At 63.3% G+C, this 15990-nt stretch carries 16 protein-coding genes, 1 tRNA gene and 1 pseudogene; 7 read left to right on the top strand and 11 right to left on the bottom strand.

Annotated elements, in window-relative coordinates; all coding sequences use genetic code 11:
* A partial coding sequence (locus tag GEU01_RS13380) for an ATP-binding protein (protein ID WP_019086499.1) occupies positions 1-391 on the top strand: 391 nt, incomplete at its 5' end.
* 142 nt (positions 392-533) lie between these two features.
* A complete protein-coding gene (locus GEU01_RS24395; protein WP_232272534.1) occupies positions 534-1004 on the top strand; it encodes an HNH endonuclease signature motif containing protein in 471 nt (156 codons plus the stop codon).
* Between the two features lie 116 nt (positions 1005-1120).
* On the opposite strand, the gene GEU01_RS13370 is transcribed toward GEU01_RS24395, so the two are convergent.
* The 5 genes from GEU01_RS13370 to GEU01_RS13350 form a co-directional block, all read right to left on the bottom strand.
* Positions 1121-2707 carry a site-specific integrase gene (locus GEU01_RS13370; RefSeq protein WP_152927752.1) on the bottom strand — a complete coding sequence of 529 codons (1587 nt, stop codon included), beginning with the start codon at positions 2705-2707 and terminating at the stop codon, positions 1121-1123.
* 106 nt (positions 2708-2813) lie between these two features.
* A tRNA-Ser gene (locus GEU01_RS13365) sits at positions 2814-2904 on the bottom strand.
* A gap of 145 nt (positions 2905-3049) precedes the next feature.
* Positions 3050-4855 carry a translation elongation factor 4 gene (gene lepA, locus GEU01_RS13360; RefSeq protein WP_010508867.1) on the bottom strand — a complete coding sequence of 602 codons (1806 nt, stop codon included), beginning with the start codon at positions 4853-4855 and terminating at the stop codon, positions 3050-3052.
* 84 nt (positions 4856-4939) lie between these two features.
* On the bottom strand, positions 4940-5611 hold the full coding sequence (locus GEU01_RS13355; RefSeq protein WP_010508865.1) for a helix-turn-helix transcriptional regulator: 672 nt from the start codon (positions 5609-5611) through the stop codon (positions 4940-4942).
* Complete coding sequence (locus GEU01_RS13350; RefSeq protein WP_019086496.1) at positions 5608-5826, bottom strand: hypothetical protein; 219 nt, start codon at positions 5824-5826, stop codon at positions 5608-5610. Before GEU01_RS13350 ends, GEU01_RS13355 begins: the two co-directional genes overlap by 4 nt.
* A gap of 309 nt (positions 5827-6135) precedes the next feature.
* On the opposite strand from GEU01_RS13350, the gene GEU01_RS13345 reads away from it, so the two are divergent.
* Positions 6136-6603 carry a hypothetical protein gene (locus tag GEU01_RS13345; RefSeq protein WP_010508860.1) on the top strand — a complete coding sequence of 156 codons (468 nt, stop codon included), beginning with the start codon at positions 6136-6138 and terminating at the stop codon, positions 6601-6603.
* A gap of 92 nt (positions 6604-6695) precedes the next feature.
* Here the strand turns inward: GEU01_RS13345 and GEU01_RS13340 are convergent, their stop codons facing one another.
* From GEU01_RS13340 to GEU01_RS27560, 6 genes and pseudogenes are all read right to left on the bottom strand, one after another.
* Positions 6696-7451, bottom strand: coding sequence for a hypothetical protein (locus GEU01_RS13340; protein WP_019086495.1), 756 nt, complete (start codon positions 7449-7451; stop codon positions 6696-6698).
* Positions 7452-7546: 95 nt separating this feature from the next.
* Positions 7547-9313, bottom strand: coding sequence for a DEAD/DEAH box helicase (locus GEU01_RS13335; RefSeq protein WP_010508856.1), 1767 nt, complete (start codon positions 9311-9313; stop codon positions 7547-7549).
* 318 nt (positions 9314-9631) lie between these two features.
* Complete coding sequence (locus GEU01_RS13330; protein WP_026018737.1) at positions 9632-10618, bottom strand: zinc-dependent alcohol dehydrogenase family protein; 987 nt, start codon at positions 10616-10618, stop codon at positions 9632-9634.
* A gap of 106 nt (positions 10619-10724) precedes the next feature.
* Positions 10725-11879 carry a GNAT family N-acetyltransferase gene (locus tag GEU01_RS13325; RefSeq protein ID WP_026018736.1) on the bottom strand — a complete coding sequence of 385 codons (1155 nt, stop codon included), beginning with the start codon at positions 11877-11879 and terminating at the stop codon, positions 10725-10727.
* 77 nt (positions 11880-11956) lie between these two features.
* On the bottom strand, positions 11957-12424 hold the full coding sequence (locus GEU01_RS13320; RefSeq protein ID WP_019086492.1) for a RidA family protein: 468 nt from the start codon (positions 12422-12424) through the stop codon (positions 11957-11959).
* Positions 12425-12469: 45 nt separating this feature from the next.
* Positions 12470-14066: pseudogene (locus GEU01_RS27560) on the bottom strand (TSCPD domain-containing protein).
* Positions 14067-14395: 329 nt separating this feature from the next.
* On the opposite strand from GEU01_RS27560, the gene GEU01_RS13310 reads away from it, so the two are divergent.
* The 4 genes from GEU01_RS13310 to GEU01_RS27440 form a co-directional block, all read left to right on the top strand.
* Positions 14396-14764: an NADH-ubiquinone oxidoreductase subunit NDUFA12 family protein gene (locus GEU01_RS13310; protein ID WP_019086491.1), complete on the top strand. Its 369-nt coding sequence runs from the start codon at positions 14396-14398 to the stop codon at positions 14762-14764.
* Positions 14765-14823: 59 nt separating this feature from the next.
* Positions 14824-15366, top strand: coding sequence for an outer membrane lipid asymmetry maintenance protein MlaD (mlaD, locus tag GEU01_RS13305; protein WP_026018735.1), 543 nt, complete (start codon positions 14824-14826; stop codon positions 15364-15366).
* Positions 15363-15593 carry a hypothetical protein gene (locus tag GEU01_RS13300; protein WP_019086489.1) on the top strand — a complete coding sequence of 77 codons (231 nt, stop codon included), beginning with the start codon at positions 15363-15365 and terminating at the stop codon, positions 15591-15593. Before mlaD ends, GEU01_RS13300 begins: the two co-directional genes overlap by 4 nt.
* Positions 15590-15990, top strand: a 401-nt coding sequence (locus GEU01_RS27440) for a DUF2155 domain-containing protein (protein ID WP_042710864.1), incomplete at its 3' end; no start/stop codon positions are given. The genes GEU01_RS13300 and GEU01_RS27440, both read left to right, overlap by 4 nt.

Raw genomic sequence — 15990 nt, 5'->3', positions numbered from 1 at the left:
CCTGGCCACGGCCATTGGCCGGAGCTGCATCCGCACAGGTCGGCGTGGCCGGTTCTTCAACGTGGTGGACCTGGTCAACCGGCTTGAGGCTGACAGTCGGGCGGCAAGGGCGGGTCGGCTGGCCGAACAACTCGGCCGACTGGACTTTGTCATCCTCGACGAACTGGGATACCTGCCCTTTGCCCAGTCTGGCGGACAGTTGCTGTTCCATATGATCAGCCGCCTTTATGAACAGACCTCGGTCATTGTCACCACGAACCTGTCCTTCGGTGAATGGGCCAGTGTATTCGCCGACGCCAAGATGACCACGGCACTGCTCGACCGTCTGACCCATCACTGCGACATCATCGAGACAGGGAACGAAAGCTGGCGGTTCAGGAACCGTAACTGAACCTCTCTCCAGATCCATACCTGCCCCGGCCTGTCTCCTTACGCCTACGGCTTCAGGAGACAGGCCGGCCCTTCAACAGGGGGTTAATATTGCATGCCGATCAGGGGTTATTTTTGAGTGCCGATTGACAAAAACGCACAGGGTGCACAGGTGGCGCTACGAGCATGAGAATGGGCCGATACCGGATGGGCTTCACCTCGACCACACATGCGACAATACATTTTGCGTTAATCCTTCCCACCTTGAGCCGGTCACAGCACAAGAAAACATGAGACGGCGCGGCATTCGCAAACCCACACGCGCAAGTCGTCCGCCGATGGATGAGCAAAGCTGCCTCATGCGAGCCGCGATAATCCATAACGCATTATCCGCCGATGCAACGGTGGCTCAGGCGTCCGCTGAGGTGGGTGGGTGTCTCTCCACGGTGGAAAAATGGTCGGCGCGTTTACAGGCTGAGCGCGGAGCAGCCCCCCAAGACGAAAGGCTGATCCTAAATTGCCCTGACGACCGCAGCGGCCCGTGTAGGACCCGCTCAGGGAGCGCCACAGCAGGCACCGCAGACTGCGCAGCAATGGCAGACTCAGAACGGCGTAACAGGAGTATCGAACAGTAAGACGACTCGACCCTGTGCCCTAGCGGTGCAGGATATAAGGGCAACATTCATGGATGCAGCTTTGTGCTGTCCCGTGGGTGTTGCCCTTTGTTTTGCTCATATCACCCAGCCCACGCCTAGAGCGCGAGGCGCACAGCTTCTGGCATTCCCATTTCCACCATGCCTAAAATGGCCCGCTCGTATGAGCCACGGCCCAGCGCTCCAACGTAGGTATTGTCGCCCAGTGCCTGCGGGACATGGCCCACAAGACGATCCCGTATCAGCGGCGTGCAGGCATTCGCGCCTTTGGCCGCAGCCTCCGCAAAATAGGTCATGAACGTGCCTCGGAGGTTATGGAATGTATGCGGATCATCCTCACCCAGCACAGCCCGCCGGAACGTGGTAAAGCGTTTCGAGAACGTCCACGATCGCTTGCGGTCGGGGCCACCGGGCGGCAATTCAGGGAACAGCGGAGCGTTAGCCTTTCCATTCGGCTTAATCTGAGCCAATCGGCGGGCAATAATAGGCTGCACCAGCGGATGCAGGGGGATAAGCCGTAGGGAATTGAGCGTTTTGGCTACTTCGGAGGTGACACGTATCGCCCATAGGCCACCCTCGGTTTCTGGTGGGATCACTCTGTCCCGTGTCAGGCTACATAATTCGTTCTGGCGTGCCCCGGTAAACAGGGCCAGGCGCAACAGGTCATGGATGGGTGGCCCATATTTCCAGCGGCGTATGGTGTTCGGATCAGCCCGCAAAAGGCGAAGCATGTCCACCTCCGCAAACGCTGTTTCCTTGTCGTCCTCTTGGTCTTCCTGCTCGGCCCGACGCTTTAGGCCCGTGGTCGCTCCCTGCCACGGATTTGTGCCCGATGCATAGCCTTTGCGTTCAGCCCATCCCCAGAACACGCTCAAGGGGCTGATACGACTCTGTATGGTCTTTGCCTTGAGCTTACGGACCTGTGCCAGCCATTCGGGAAACTCAGCAATAGTCCGCTTTGTCAGGGCTTCAATCGCCACCGTCCTTATATAAGCCTCACCGTCCTGGGCTGGCTGGCCCTCCCGTTCCAGCAGGAATTCGCCCAGCAGGCGGAAGGACAGATGATGGCCCATTAGCGTCTGTCGCTTCACTGTGCCGTCAATGTCACGAAACCAGCGGTCAAGAAGGTCGCCCATGGGCGTAATCTCACCCAGTGCGACGGCCTTGAACTTGTCGATATACGGCCCTGCATTCTGCCCAGCTTCACGCAATGTCTCGGCCCGGTCGCTCAGGATGTTCAGCATGTCGCTAATCATCCGGTCTCGCTCACTGGTGCGCATGGTGGTCAGGCGAAGCGATCCATTCGGATTTTCGCGGTAGACTTCCTCAGTTTGATCCTCACGGGTGGATGCGCGGGCAATCTCCTGCCGTGCTTCCAGCGCCTCAGCGGTTGCGTTGTCTTCCTCAGCCCATGCAAAGGCCCATTCGGGTTTCCAGTCGCCATGCAGGGGAGGCAGGCCGATGGCTTGCAACCGAGCGTCTATCTCAACGCGGATTTTTTCAATCGCTAAGGCACGGCGGCCCATCGCTTCGTTGCGGTCGGTCGTGTTCAGCGTCCTGACCACCTCCGCCTTGTGCCCGCTCTTGGCACCGAAAGCCTTTCCAACATCCTCACGGCGCTCACGCGGCACATGAAAGCGCACGCTCCATGTCTGGGCACCAGTGCGACGGAAGATGTTGTGCATGTCGTTCATACCCTACGATATGTAACGCTGCACATGTAACTACACCATACAGAACTGTAACGTCAGGTGTTACTAAGTGACTGATTTTATAAGGGAAAATAGGGCATGGCGGAGAGAGTGGGATTCGAACCCACGGTACGCTATTAACGTACACACGCTTTCCAAGCGTGCGCCTTAAGCCGCTCGGCCATCTCTCCAGCCGGTACCGGACTTTATGCCATCCTCTTGCAATGGCAGGGTCCGATGCGGCGGAACATATCACCAATTTTCATCGGCGCAAGAGGAAAACGCCATGTTTGCCCGGCCTGCCACAATTATGATGTGACAGGCCGGACAGTGGAATTACTGGTCCATCTTCAGCGCGGCAAGGAAGGCGCTCTGCGGGATTTCGACCTTGCCAAACTGGCGCATGCGCTTTTTGCCTTCCTTCTGCTTCTCCAGCAGCTTGCGCTTGCGCGAGATGTCGCCGCCGTAACATTTCGCCGTCACGTCCTTGGACATGGCGCCAATGGTCTCACGCGCAATGATCCGGCTGCCGATCGCGGCCTGCACCGCAATCTTGAACAACTGGCGGGGGATCAGTTCCTTCAGCTTGGCGCAGATGGAACGCCCGCGCGTTTCGGCAGCCGAGCGGTGGGCGATGAATGACAGGGCATCCACCGGCTCCTGGTTGACCAGGATCGAAATGCGTACGAGGTCGCTCTCCTCATACCCGTCCATCTGGTAATCAAAGCTGGCATAGCCACGCGTGACCGATTTCAGGCGGTCGTAGAAGTCGAACACGACCTCGTTCAGCGGCAGGCGATACACCGCCATGGCGCGGTTGCCGACATAGGTCAGGTCTTCCTGCACGCCGCGCCGTTCACTGCACAGGGTCAGCACCGCGCCAAGATATTCGTCAGGCACCATGATGGTCGCCTTGATCCACGGCTCCTCGATCTTCTCGATCAGCGACAGGTCCGGCATGTCGGCGGGGTTATGCAGTTCCGCCGTCTCGCCATTGGTCAGCTGCATTTTATAGACGACCGAAGGGGCCGTCGCGATCAGGTCTAGATTGAACTCGCGGCTCAGGCGTTCCTGAATGATTTCAAGGTGCAGCAGTCCCAGGAATCCGCAACGGAAGCCGAAGCCAAGGGCCGCGGAAGTCTCGGCCTCGTAATGGAAGGAGGCATCGTTCAGCCGTAGCTTGGACAGGCTGTCGCGCAGCTTTTCAAAATCATCGGCCACGACCGGATACAGGCCGCACCACACCACGGGGATGGAGGGCTTGAAGCCTGCCAGGGGTTCGCTGGCCGGGCGGCGGTCATCGGTAATGGTGTCGCCCACGTTGGTGTCGGCCACGGTCTTGATGGCGGCATTGATGTAGCCGATCTCACCCGGGCCCAGTTCGTCCACGTTGGTCATGCGCGGGGCGAACACGCCCACCTGATCCACCTGATGGACCACGCCGGTCGACATCATGCGGATGCGCATGCCGCGCTTCAGGCGGCCTTCCTTCACGCGCACCAGCGTGATGACGCCCAGGTACGGGTCGTACCAGCTATCAACCAGCAGCGCCTTGAGCGGGGCTTCGGCGTCGCCGGTGGGCGGCGGCAGGCGCTTGACCAGCGCTTCCAGCACGGCCTCGATATTCAGGCCGGTCTTGGCCGATACCTCGACCGCGTCATCGGCGGGAATGCCTACCACTTCCTCGATCTGTTCCTTCACGCGCGGGCAGTCGGCGGCAGGCAGGTCAACCTTGTTCAGGACCGGCACGATTTCATGGTTGGCGTCGATGGCCTGGTACACATTGGCCAGCGTCTGCGCTTCCACGCCCTGTGACGCATCGACCACCAGCAGCGACCCCTCGCACGCGGCAAGCGACCGGCTGACCTCATACGCGAAGTCCACATGGCCCGGCGTGTCCATAAGGTTCAGGACATAGGTCTTGCCATCTTCGGCAGGGTAGGACAGGCGCACGGTCTGCGCCTTGATGGTGATGCCACGTTCACGTTCCAGATCCATGTTATCCAGAACCTGGTTGGTCATTTCCCGCTGTGTCAGCGCGCCGCAGGCCTGGATCAGGCGGTCCGCCAGGGTGGATTTCCCATGGTCGATATGCGCGATGATCGAGAAATTGCGGATCAGGGAGAGGGGCGTGTCGGTCATGGCCGAGACATAGTGTAAATCGGGAAGAAAGTCAGCCGCTACCTGTCACGATAACACGGAAAATATTACCCCCTGCACGCAATGTTACATGCAGGCCATCGTGATGCGGTGGATGCGGGTCACGCCATCGAGGATGATTTCCTCCCCCTCGATCGCGGCCAGCCCCTTTATGCGCACCAGTTCATGCAGGGGTGCGGTCACGGGCGCGTCGTGCCAGCGTTCGGTCACCAGCCCGCAGCATGACGTGCCCTGTGGGGTATGGAGCAGGACACGGTCATTGACCCGGATCGCGGCGGTAGGGGAGATGACCAGCGTGCCGCCCTTGCGGAAGATCGGTTCCATGGTGTCGCAATCCACGTGCACGGCATAGGAATGGTGGTCGGCCATGCCATGGAATTCCCATTTTTCCCACCGTTCCCCATCGGGCAGTCCGGTTTCGTCAAACAGCTCGGGGTGGGCCAGTTGCGAGAAGGGCGCGATCTTGAGGTGGGAATGATGGGCTTTGCTCGACGCTTCGGGGTCATGGTGGCCTGACAGCAGGCGACTGAACCCTTCAAACGAAATGCCGGTGGCCGACAGCGTGCGCGCCAGACTTTCCGTGCCGGGCCAGCGGGGACGGCCCGATGGCGTGATCCGTTTGGAGGGATTGAAGGTCGTGCTGTCCAGTCCCGCCGCGCGTGCAAGGCCGGATGGGGTCAGCCCCCGTTCGGCGGCCAGGCGGTCGATGGCGCGCCAGATGTCGTCATGGCTGATCATACGGGCAATTTCAGTATTTCGGTCCGGTGACGCGCATGGCCCGCCCCGGTCAGGATGAAGCGGTCATTCCCCTCGCTGCATGCCAGACCCATATGGCTGAGCCGGTTCAGGCAGGGCGCATCGGGCGCGTCGGCCGGGCGGCCGCCATGGCCGCTCAGTTTCAGGCGATGCAGGGCCGAACGGCAGCATGTTTCAAGATAAGGTTCATTCCACATGGAACAGGGACCGCCAAGGAACAGGTATGCGCACCGCCACCTTATTTACGACGGACCATTGCCGGGGTTCAGGCATGGGCGCGTGCGCTTGTCCATGTCACATAGTGGCATTATTACGACATGTCCACCACGCGTGGCGGCCTTGCCTGCGCCATCACGAAGGGTGGCATGTGTTCCATGCGCTAGGCATTGGCGGATTGATTACTATATTCAGGTATGAAGCTGGTGCACTGTCATATTTCTGACCGAGATATGGTCTATGACTTTTGTAAAGTTCATGTAGAAAACAATTGATCCAAGGTTCTGGTGATGAAATTCCATAAATATCTTCTTGCCCTGTCCCTGGCCGGTGCAACTGTCGGGGGATCTGTGGGTGCCATGGCGTCTGATTGCGACAATGGCCAGGACACCCCCAGGTGGGACCTGCTGGGCCGTGCGGCGCAGGCGGGCAACTGCGCGGATAGCCGCCTGCGGGACCGTCAGCAGAACCTCAGGCAGGATTACGACAACAAGATGAACAGCCTGCACGACAACACGGTTGGCCGTTGGGATAACGCCCGTGATGCCGAAAAGCAGAAACTGGAAGATGCCCGCAGCCGTGTGGACGACAAGATCCAGAATGGCCGCGACCGTCTGGATGCGATTCGCAATGCCCCGAGAAACCGCCTGGACAGCCTGCGCAACGCTGGCAGCGCGGAACGCCAGCGTTGGGATGATCTGAAAAGCCAGACCAGTTCCAATGTCAATAATTTCCTAGACGGCGGAAATAATCAATAACTCATTGAAAAGATGGGTCTGACCGGCATGGACTATGCCGGTCGGCCAGATTTTTTCCGGGTCCGTTCCCATAAGGGGACGGACCTTTTCCGTCAGGGGGATGCGTCGATGCGCAAGTGGAAGGCGCGTCTTTTCCGCGCCGCGGCATCGGGCCGTGGGGCAACCTCGACAAGATAGAGATCATCGTGCGGCACGGTCCATGACTGCACGGTTCCGGCATGGCCCAGATGGGGATCGATGATCCGCAGTGCCAGCCCTTTGTCGGGCGTGTCCAGTTGCGCGGTCACCTGTTCCCCCTGATGCAGGCTGATGCGATAGACGCATGTTCCTCCCGGTTCCAGCCTGCCCTGCCAGTCCAGCCGGCCGCCCGGCGACAGGTCCTGTGGCCCGTTACACAGCGGCGGGGCGGTATCAAGGTTTTCAATCAGGGTCCGCACATCGGCGGGTTTGGTCGGTGCAACCGGCCCGGTTGTGTAAAGTGACAATGTGCCGGGGTTCAGGATGCCAACCGTCATGTTGCGTCCTGTCCGGTCAGCCAGCAGCCAGGCAATGCTGCTGCCACCTTCATGCCGCCGGTTTCCTGTGATGAACAGGGTGTCACCTTCGGCCTCCAGCGGGCCGGCAACTTCCATGTTCTGGATGAAGCTGCCGTACCGTGCCCCCAGTTTCCGTTTCACGATGGTGGCCAGCGGCCCTTTTTCAAAAAGATGGGTATCCGGTGCGTAATGCCCCGTGGCGGCAGCCAGTTCGCGACCCAGCGCGGTATCGGAATCCGCATGGGCAGGCACTGTGGTCAGCAGCGCCAGAAGGCCGAACAGGCACAGGCTGGAATGACGGGGGTTGGACACGGCAGGCCCTTCCTGTCGGGGTCATGAAAACAGACATGCCCGGCTGAACCGGGCATGAAGGAAACATAGCGTGCTTGAGCAGGGACGTGCCGCGTTTACGAACGCGGACGCTTGCGTGAAGACGCGCCACCGCGTGGCGGCCCGCCAAACCCGCCACCGGGGCGACCACCACCGGGCTTGCGCCCGAATGGACGCCCGCCACGCGGCGGTGGCCCACCACGACGTGCGCCGCCGCCAGCCGGTGCGCTGGCAGGTGTGATCTGCACTTCGTCATTCTCGATCGCGGCAATGCACGAACGGAATTTCTCGGTCGAATCCGGGGTGATCTCGAACAGGGTCTGGTTATCGTTGATGCGGATCGCACCGATATCCGCCTTGCGCACGCCGCCAAGGCGGCAGATCAGCGGGATCAGCCACTTGGGATCAGCTTTTTCCTGCCGGCCCACATTCATGGCGAACCATGCGCCCGGTTCGGCGCTGGCATAACTGTCGCGGGTGGGGCGGGGTCCGTCACGCTCGCTGCGCTCACGCACGGGACGGGGGGCGTCTGGCGTGATGTGGCGCACGTTTTCGGGCGCGGGCAGGCGGGCGCGGTACATCTGCAGCAGGGCGGCTGCCAGCTGTTCGCTGGTGCGGCCTTCAACCAGCTGGCCAACCAGTTCCTTGTCCGCTTCGGCCACGTCCTCGTTCAGGACGGGATCGGCCAGCAGGCGCTTGGCATCATTGGCGCGGATATCGGCTGCCGTCGGCACGCCGGACCATGTGGCCGTGATCTTTGCGCCCTGCATCAGGCGTTCGGCACGGCGGCGCTGCGACATGGGCACCATCAGCACGCACACACCCTTGCGCCCCGCACGTCCCGTGCGGCCCGAACGGTGCAGTAGGGTGGCCGGATCGGTCGGCAGGGTCGCATGGATCACCAGCGCCAGCGCGGGAATATCAATGCCACGGGCAGCCACATCGGTGGCGACACACACATTGGCCTGGCCCTTGCGCAGGCTGTCGATGGCGCGCGTGCGCTCGTTCTGGCCCAGTTCACCCGACAGGGCGACGGAGGAGAAGCCGCGTTCGACCAGTGCCGCCTGCATGTGGCGCACCATTTCGCGCGTGGCGCAGAACACCATGGTGGTCTGGCTGTCGGTATAGCGCAGCACGTTGACCACGGCGGGGATCAGTTCGCGCGCATCGGCCACGACGGCGCGGTATTCGATATCGGCATGCTGCTTGGCGCCCGACAGGGTATCGATGCGCACGGCGTCGTTCTGGTAACGACGCGCCAGCGATGCAATTTCCTTGGCGATGGTGGCCGAGAACAGCAGCGTACGCCGTGTCTTGGGCATGGCGTCAAGCAGCTGCTCAAGCTCGTCACGGAAGCCGAGATCAAGCATCTCGTCCGCTTCATCCAGCACGACCACGCGCAGCTGGGACATGTCCAGACGCCCACGCGACAGATGATCGCACAGCCGGCCGGGCGTGCCGACCACGATATGCGCGCCCATCTGCAGGGCACGGGCTTCACGCCGCGCGTCCATGCCGCCAATGCACGATACGATACGGCCGCCCGCGGGCGCATACAGCCACGTCAGTTCACGCGTGACCTGCATGGCCAGTTCGCGTGTCGGCGCAATGATGACGGCCAGCGGCGGTCCCGCCGGGCCAAAGCGTTCGGCCCCACCCAGCAGGGTATCGGCCATGGCCAGACCGAAGGCGACGGTCTTGCCCGATCCGGTCTGGGCGGAAACAAGCAGGTCGCGCCCTTCGGCGGCGACATCCAGCACGGCTGTCTGGACGGGGGTGGGGTTGTCGTACCCACGCTCGTCCAGCGCGCGTTGCAGGGCGGGGTGGGTTTCGGGAAACGGCATGTATCGGGCAATCCGGACAAAAACATGAAGAACACGGGCGACGCAGGAAGGAAACTGGCCGCCGGCCCGTGTTCATGCGTCAGGGAGAAGGCCGGTGCATAAAGAATGATTGCCCCAAAAGCCAGAAATAATAATGGCCGGGGCATTTTTGCAGCGGTCGTGAATACCCGTCCGGTGGGGACCGGGGGCATTTGCCACCTGCATGGGCGCTGTACCTTTCGGGCGATTGCCGTAGGGCGGTGCGGAACATGCAGGCGGCCAGGGCATCAGTAGCATACGCACCCTGTGGCAGTCATCCCCATCTTTGGCAACGTATGGTCAGGGCACCAGGACTGCGGCGCCTTCAAATCGGCCATGACGCAGGTCATCCAGCGCCCTGTTCGCTTCTTTCAGCGGGTACGGGGTTGTGGTGGTGCGTATGCCCACGCGGGGCACCAGTTCAAGGAAGTCGATGCCGTCCTGCCGCGTCAGGTTCGCGACCGAGACGATCTGACGCTCCTCCCACAGTAGGTCATAGGAAAAGGCCGGGATCTCACTCATGTGGATGCCCGCGCAGACTACGCGCCCGGCCTTGTGCACGGCCTTCAGCGCGGCGGGCACCAGCGCGCCCACGGGGGCGAAGATGATGGTGGCGTCCAGCTGTTCGGGCGGCAGTTCATCCGACCCACCGGCCCAGATACAGCCCAGCGAGCGGGCGAATTCCTGCGTTTTCGTGTCACCGGGACGGGTGAAGGCGTAGACCGAGCGCCCCTGCCATACCGCGACCTGGGCTATGATATGGGCCGCCGCGCCGAAGCCGTACAGCCCGATGCTGCGCGCCTCCTTGCCCGCCATGACCAGCGACCGCCAGCCGATCAGCCCCGCGCACAGCAGCTGGGCGGTCGCCACGTCGTCATCGCCATCAGGCAGGGGAAAGGTGAAGTGCGCGTCCGCCACCGCCATGGTGGCATAGCCGCCATCGCGCGTGTAGCCGGTGAACAGCGGGTGGTCACACAGGTTTTCGTGGTCGGTTTCGCAGTAATGGCAGCAGCCACAGGTATGGCCCAGCCACGGGATGCCCACGCGCTGGCCCATGTGCAGCCCTTCCACATTCGGGCCGATCGCATCGATCCGGCCTACGATTTCGTGTCCCGGTGTCAGCGCATGGCCGGGAAAGGGCAGGTCGGCATCCACAACATGCAGGTCGGTGCGGCACACGCCACATGCGCCCACCTTTACACGGATCTGCCCCGGTCCCGGTGTGGGGTCGGGCAGTTCGGTCCACTGCAGGGGGGTGTGGGGGGCAAGCAGTCGCATTGCGTACATGGGGTCCGCTCCTTGGCTGTCAGGCTGCGGCCTGCGGGCCGCCAGTCATCATGCTACGCTACCATGTCCGGACGTTCGTACGGCATGACATGTGTCATCATGCCGATCACGACCCGGCGCGGTAGGGGGTCATGGCGTCCAGCGCGGGCAGTTCGGCCATGATGGCGGCACGTTCATGATGCAGGAATTCCGCCACGGCTTCACGCAGGCCGGGATGGCTGATCCAGTGGACGGAATGGGTCAGGCAGGGGCGATAGCCGCGCTGCAGCTTGTGTTCGCCCTGTGCGCCCGCCTCCACCCGTTTCAGCCCGTGGGCGATGGCGAAGTCGATGGCGCGGTAATAGCACAGTTCGAAATGCAGGAAGGACCAGTCCCCCTCCAGCCGTCCCCAGTCGCGGCCATACAGCGTATCGCGCCCCATGAGGTTGAGCGCCCCCGCCACCGGCACGCCGTCGCGTTTTGCGATCATAAGCACCACCCGGTCTCCCAGCCGTTGTGACAGCAGCGGGAAAAAACCGGGTTGCAGATAGGCGCTGCCCCATTTGCGGTCCACGGTGGACAGGTAAAACTGATAGAAATCATGCCACAGGGCGTCGGTGATCTCGTGGCCGCGATAGGTATGGAAGGTCAGGCCGCAGGCATTGGCGTCGCGCCGTTCGCGGCGGATGGCCTTGCGCTTGCGGGAGGCGAGGGTATCCAGGAAATCATCGAAACTGGTATAATCGCAGTTGTCCCAGTGGTACTGCACCCCAAGGCGCTGCAGCCAGCCGGTCTGCCCCAGCAGGTCATATTCATGCTGCGTGCAGAACGTGACATGGACCGATGACAGGTCCAGTTCCCCGCAGGCCTGCCGCAGCGCGCGGCCTGCAAGCTGGCGCAGCACATCGGCATCCGGTGCGTCCCGGTGCACCAGCAGGCGCGGCCCCGGCACGGGGGAGAAGGGAACGGCCACCTGCAGCTTGGGGTAATACTGCCCGCCCGCCTGCATGAAGGCCTGCGCCCATTGCTGGTCGAACACGTATTCGCCGTAGGAATGGCCCTTGGCATACAGGGGGGCGACCGCCAGCAGGCGACCCGTATCATCACGTAGGGCAAGATGCTGTGGCATCCAGCCGGTCCGTGGGCCGGTGGAACCACTGTCTTCCAGCGCGGACAGGAAGGCATGGCTGACAAACGGGTTGTCATCCCCCGCGCAGCCATCCCATTCCCGTGCCGGGATTTCGGCAATCCTGCGGTGCAGGATCATGGTGGTGCCGGTCATGACGGGCGCGCCAGTGGAAAAACCGCGTGGGGCGTTGGGGTCATGACAGGCTCCCTTTTCCGTGGTGGGGCTTTGCCTCAGCCTATTTCGAACAGGCCTTCCACTTCAACCGCCGAATCGAGCGGCAGCGACGGCACGCCCACGGTGGAGCGCGCATGGCGGCCCGCGTCACCAAATACCGCCACCGCCAGGTCGGATGCGCCATTCATGACGGCGGCATGCTGCGTGAAGTCCGGCGTGCAGGCGATGAATCCGCCCAGGCGGACAACGCGTTTCACGCGCGACAGGTCACCAATCGCGGCCTTCACCTGCGCGATCACGTTGACCATGCTGTAGCGTGCGGCCTCGACCGCCAGTTCCACGGCCACGCTGTCACCCAGCTTGCCCGTGGTCAGCAGCTTGCCATCGACCAGCGGCAGCTGTCCTGACACCACCAGCGAGGAACCGCTGATGACGGCCGCGACGTAATTCGCCACCGGCGCGGCAGGGGTGGGCAGGACAATGCCAAGCTGCTTCAGGCGCTGTTCGGGAGTGGTGTCGGGCATCGGGTCATCCTCTGTCTTCAGGGGTGGGAAATTACGGCTGTCGTGTCATCCGACCAGCCGCAGCCTGCGCCGCCGGGGGGGTGTGTCATCGCCATCGTCATTGCCGGATTCAGGCAGGTCCAGCGGCAGCATGGGGGCGGGAGTGTCCATCATCATGTCCTCATGCGGGGCGTCGGGCAGCCTGCGACCCAGATAGGCGTCGGACAGCGCCCGGAAGGCATAGTCCAGCATGGATGTCGCGTATGATGCAACCGGGTCGCCCTCCACCGTGCCGGCAGGGCCGAAATGGGTGTAGGCAAAGGCCTCGACATAGCTTTCCAGCGGCGCGCCGTATTGCAGGCCGATGCTGACGGCCTGCCCCAGCGTATCCATCAACCCGCGCACCATCGGGCTTTCGCGCGTGGGGGTCAGGCTGATTTCGCCCAGTGACCCGTCGGCATATTCACCCGTGCGCAGGAACAGGCGATGGCCGCCCACGCTGGCCTTCTGGGTAAAGCCGCCATGACGCGCGGGCAGGGGGCGGCGTGCGCCACGTTCCAGTCCCACGCGGGTGGCCAGCGTGTCGCGCGTGGCGTCGGGGCGGGCGGGCACACGGTCCACGAAGCCGCTTAACGCACGGTGCATGGCCTGATGGGACGCAGCACCGGGCAGCGGCAGCACGGTGTCCCCCGCCAGTGTCGCGGCAAAGGCCGCTTCCAGCGTCAGCCCCCGGCACGCAAGGCGTGCCAGCGTGCTGGTGGCCAGCCGCCCGTCGGCGCGCAGCGGGGAAAAGACCGGGGCGAGCCCGCACGATTCCACCCCCAGCAGCGCATCGATCGGGCCGGGCGTGGAAAATCCGGTTTCGACGCGGGCGGCAGGGTGGTCGGTCTCGACCGCGGCTTCCTGCCACACCGCGCGCGCGATCTGGCTGACACCGGGCAGGATGCTGCGCACGGGCGGCAGGGGCATGGCGTCAGCCCCCTCGCCCGAATGGGCGACAAGGGTGGCCAGGGCCACGATGCTGCATGCCGCGTCGCGCCCGGCCTCGCTGTCATAATCCAGCCCCAGCCCCGCAAGGCAGGCATCGAGGTTGGTCAGCAGGATGGCGCCCGCNNNGCGGGCGTTCGCGGGGTTCGGCCGCGGCAGGGGCGGGAACGGCGCGCAGGTGGGGCGTGGCCTGCTGCCCCTTTGGGTCGGGCAGCGGCAGTTCGCCATTGCGCATGTGCATCTTCTGTCGTGACGCCGCGCGCAGCACGCGGGCCAGCAGGCGCAGGGCCGCGACAAAATCGGTGGCCATGAAACCGTTATCAGCTTCGACAAAGGCCGCGAGGTTGACCACGAAGGCGGGCCTGCGGTCATGATGGCCATGCCACAGGCTTTCGGCAGGTGCTGCCTGCCGCATCAGCAGCAGGCACGACAGCGTGCGCGCGATGGGGCGGACCGTGGGGCCTGCCACCTCGCCCGTACACAGGTCGTCTATCCATCGCGCGGCCTCGACCGGCAGGCTGGCTGGACCATGGCCGGGCGTCAGCTGGGCCAGGGCCTCGGCTGCCGTGTCATCCCAGTCGGCGGGCAGGGTAACGGAACGTGGGGCGTCGTCGGGGTCGGCTGCGGCCTCGACGGTGCGCATGCGCACGCCGTTCCAGTGGCTTCGTGCTGTCATGCCTACTGTTTTACCGGCACGGACCGGGCGTGCGGAACCCGTCTGGACCGGAGTCGCAACTATACATTCCACTGGATACCGTGGATATGGGGGATAAGTACGCACGCGCCCGAACCGGGGGTGGATCGGGCCGCGCATGCGCCCTGCGACGGCAGTCGAGTCCCGTCGCGGGGCGGCACATTCCCGCACCGGAGGGGGTCAGGTACGCGCGCGCGGGCAGGCGTAAGCCGTAGCGCCGTCATGCCACCCCGCCCTGATCCCGCAGATGTGACGATTGGTCGCGCATATGCGCGTGGACCGCGCGCGTGCGGGCGGACTAGGCTTCGGTCATGGCAAATCTAGGCACCCGTATCTATACGCATTTCAGGGGGCGGCTGGTCGGCAGGGACGCCGACGGCCGGCCCTATTATGAGGCCCGGACCTCCAACCGTACCGGCGGCGGGGAAAAGCGGCATGAACGCTGGGTCATCTATCACAAGGGGGAGGACGCATCCGCCGTCCCGCCCGAATGGTGGGGCTGGCTGCACCATATGGAGGACGCGCCCCTGCCCGAAAGTGCGCGCCAGCCATGGCAGCAGCCGTGGCAGCCCAACCAGACCGGGACCGTGGCCGCGTACCATCCCCCCGGCAGCGACCTGCGCGGCGGGCAGCAGGCTTCAACTACCAGCGATTATGAGGCATGGTACCACGAGGGATGAAACCGGTGGCGTAACCTGCTAGGGTATGCGCCACTGGATATTGGGGAAGCTTTGCCAACATGGTTGCTGCTGTTTCAGGCCGGGCGGTGCGCCAGCCCGCGGAACTCCTTGCCGGGTTTGCCGTGCTGGCCGTGCTGGCGGGGCTTCTGGCCTATGCCGTGCTGGACAAGGGACGGCCGCATGAATCCGGTTATCGCCTGAACGCGGGTTTCGCCCATATCGATGGCCTGTCCGTAGGGTCTGATGTCAGGCTGGCCGGGATCACGGTCGGGCAGGTGGTCGATGAGCATGTCGATCCCAAGACCTTTGCCGCCCAGGTCACCTTTACCGTGCGGCCCGATATCAAATTGTCCGATGATACGGCGGCGATCATTACCAGCGACAGCCTGCTGGGGGGCAAGTATATCGCCCTGTCCCCCGGTGGCGATGAAAAGATGCTGGCCCCCGGCGGCACGATTGGTGAGACGCAGGGCGCGATCAGCCTGGAACAATTGCTGAGCAAGTTCATCTTCTCCGTCACCGATACGCTGACCAAGGCGCGACAGGACAAGGCCCAGGCGTCCCAGCCGGCTGCCGCCCCCGTAGGTGGAGAGACCCCATGACCCAGGACGGAAACGCCAGCGCTGGCATGCCGGCTGTCTGGCCGCAACCAGATGGCACGCCAGTGTCATGTCGCGACAAATTGCTGATATTGCAGGAAAATTATACTGAATTGCAGGGTATTCTCCGTGATGCGTTCGAGGACGCGATCCTGATGGGCGTGGATGAGGTGGCGATGCGCCGGATCCTGCTCGATCTTGTGGGCAACCTGCGGAGCCCGAAGGCATGAGGCGCCTGCTGCAGTGCCTGCCCGCCGCCCTGCTTGCCAGCCTGCCCGTTTATGCCCATGCGGCTGAATGGCTGGCGCCGCCCGCCATGTATCCCCCCGATACGTGGCAGGGGCGTACGATTGCCACGGTAAGGGTGCTGGACAAGCTCGACGCCCATATCCAGATGCTCGATATCCCCACCGGGCAGGACGTGCCGTATAAAAGCCTGACGCTGCATGCCACGTCATGCCTGCAGCGCCCGCCCACCCTGCCTGCGGACAGCGCCGCCTGGCTGGAAGTGCATGATGCGCATGAAGGCATGGCGCCCTTCCAGGGCTGGATGGCCGTAGCCGAACCCGCGACCGGCGTGTTCCAGAACCCGCTATACGACGTGCAGCTTGCGGGTTGCGGCGGGGA

The sequence above is a fragment of the Komagataeibacter europaeus LMG 18890 genome, from assembly GCF_000285295.1.
GTDB lineage: Bacteria > Pseudomonadota > Alphaproteobacteria > Acetobacterales > Acetobacteraceae > Komagataeibacter > Komagataeibacter europaeus.
This window is presented reverse-complemented; position numbering and strand designations above follow the sequence as displayed.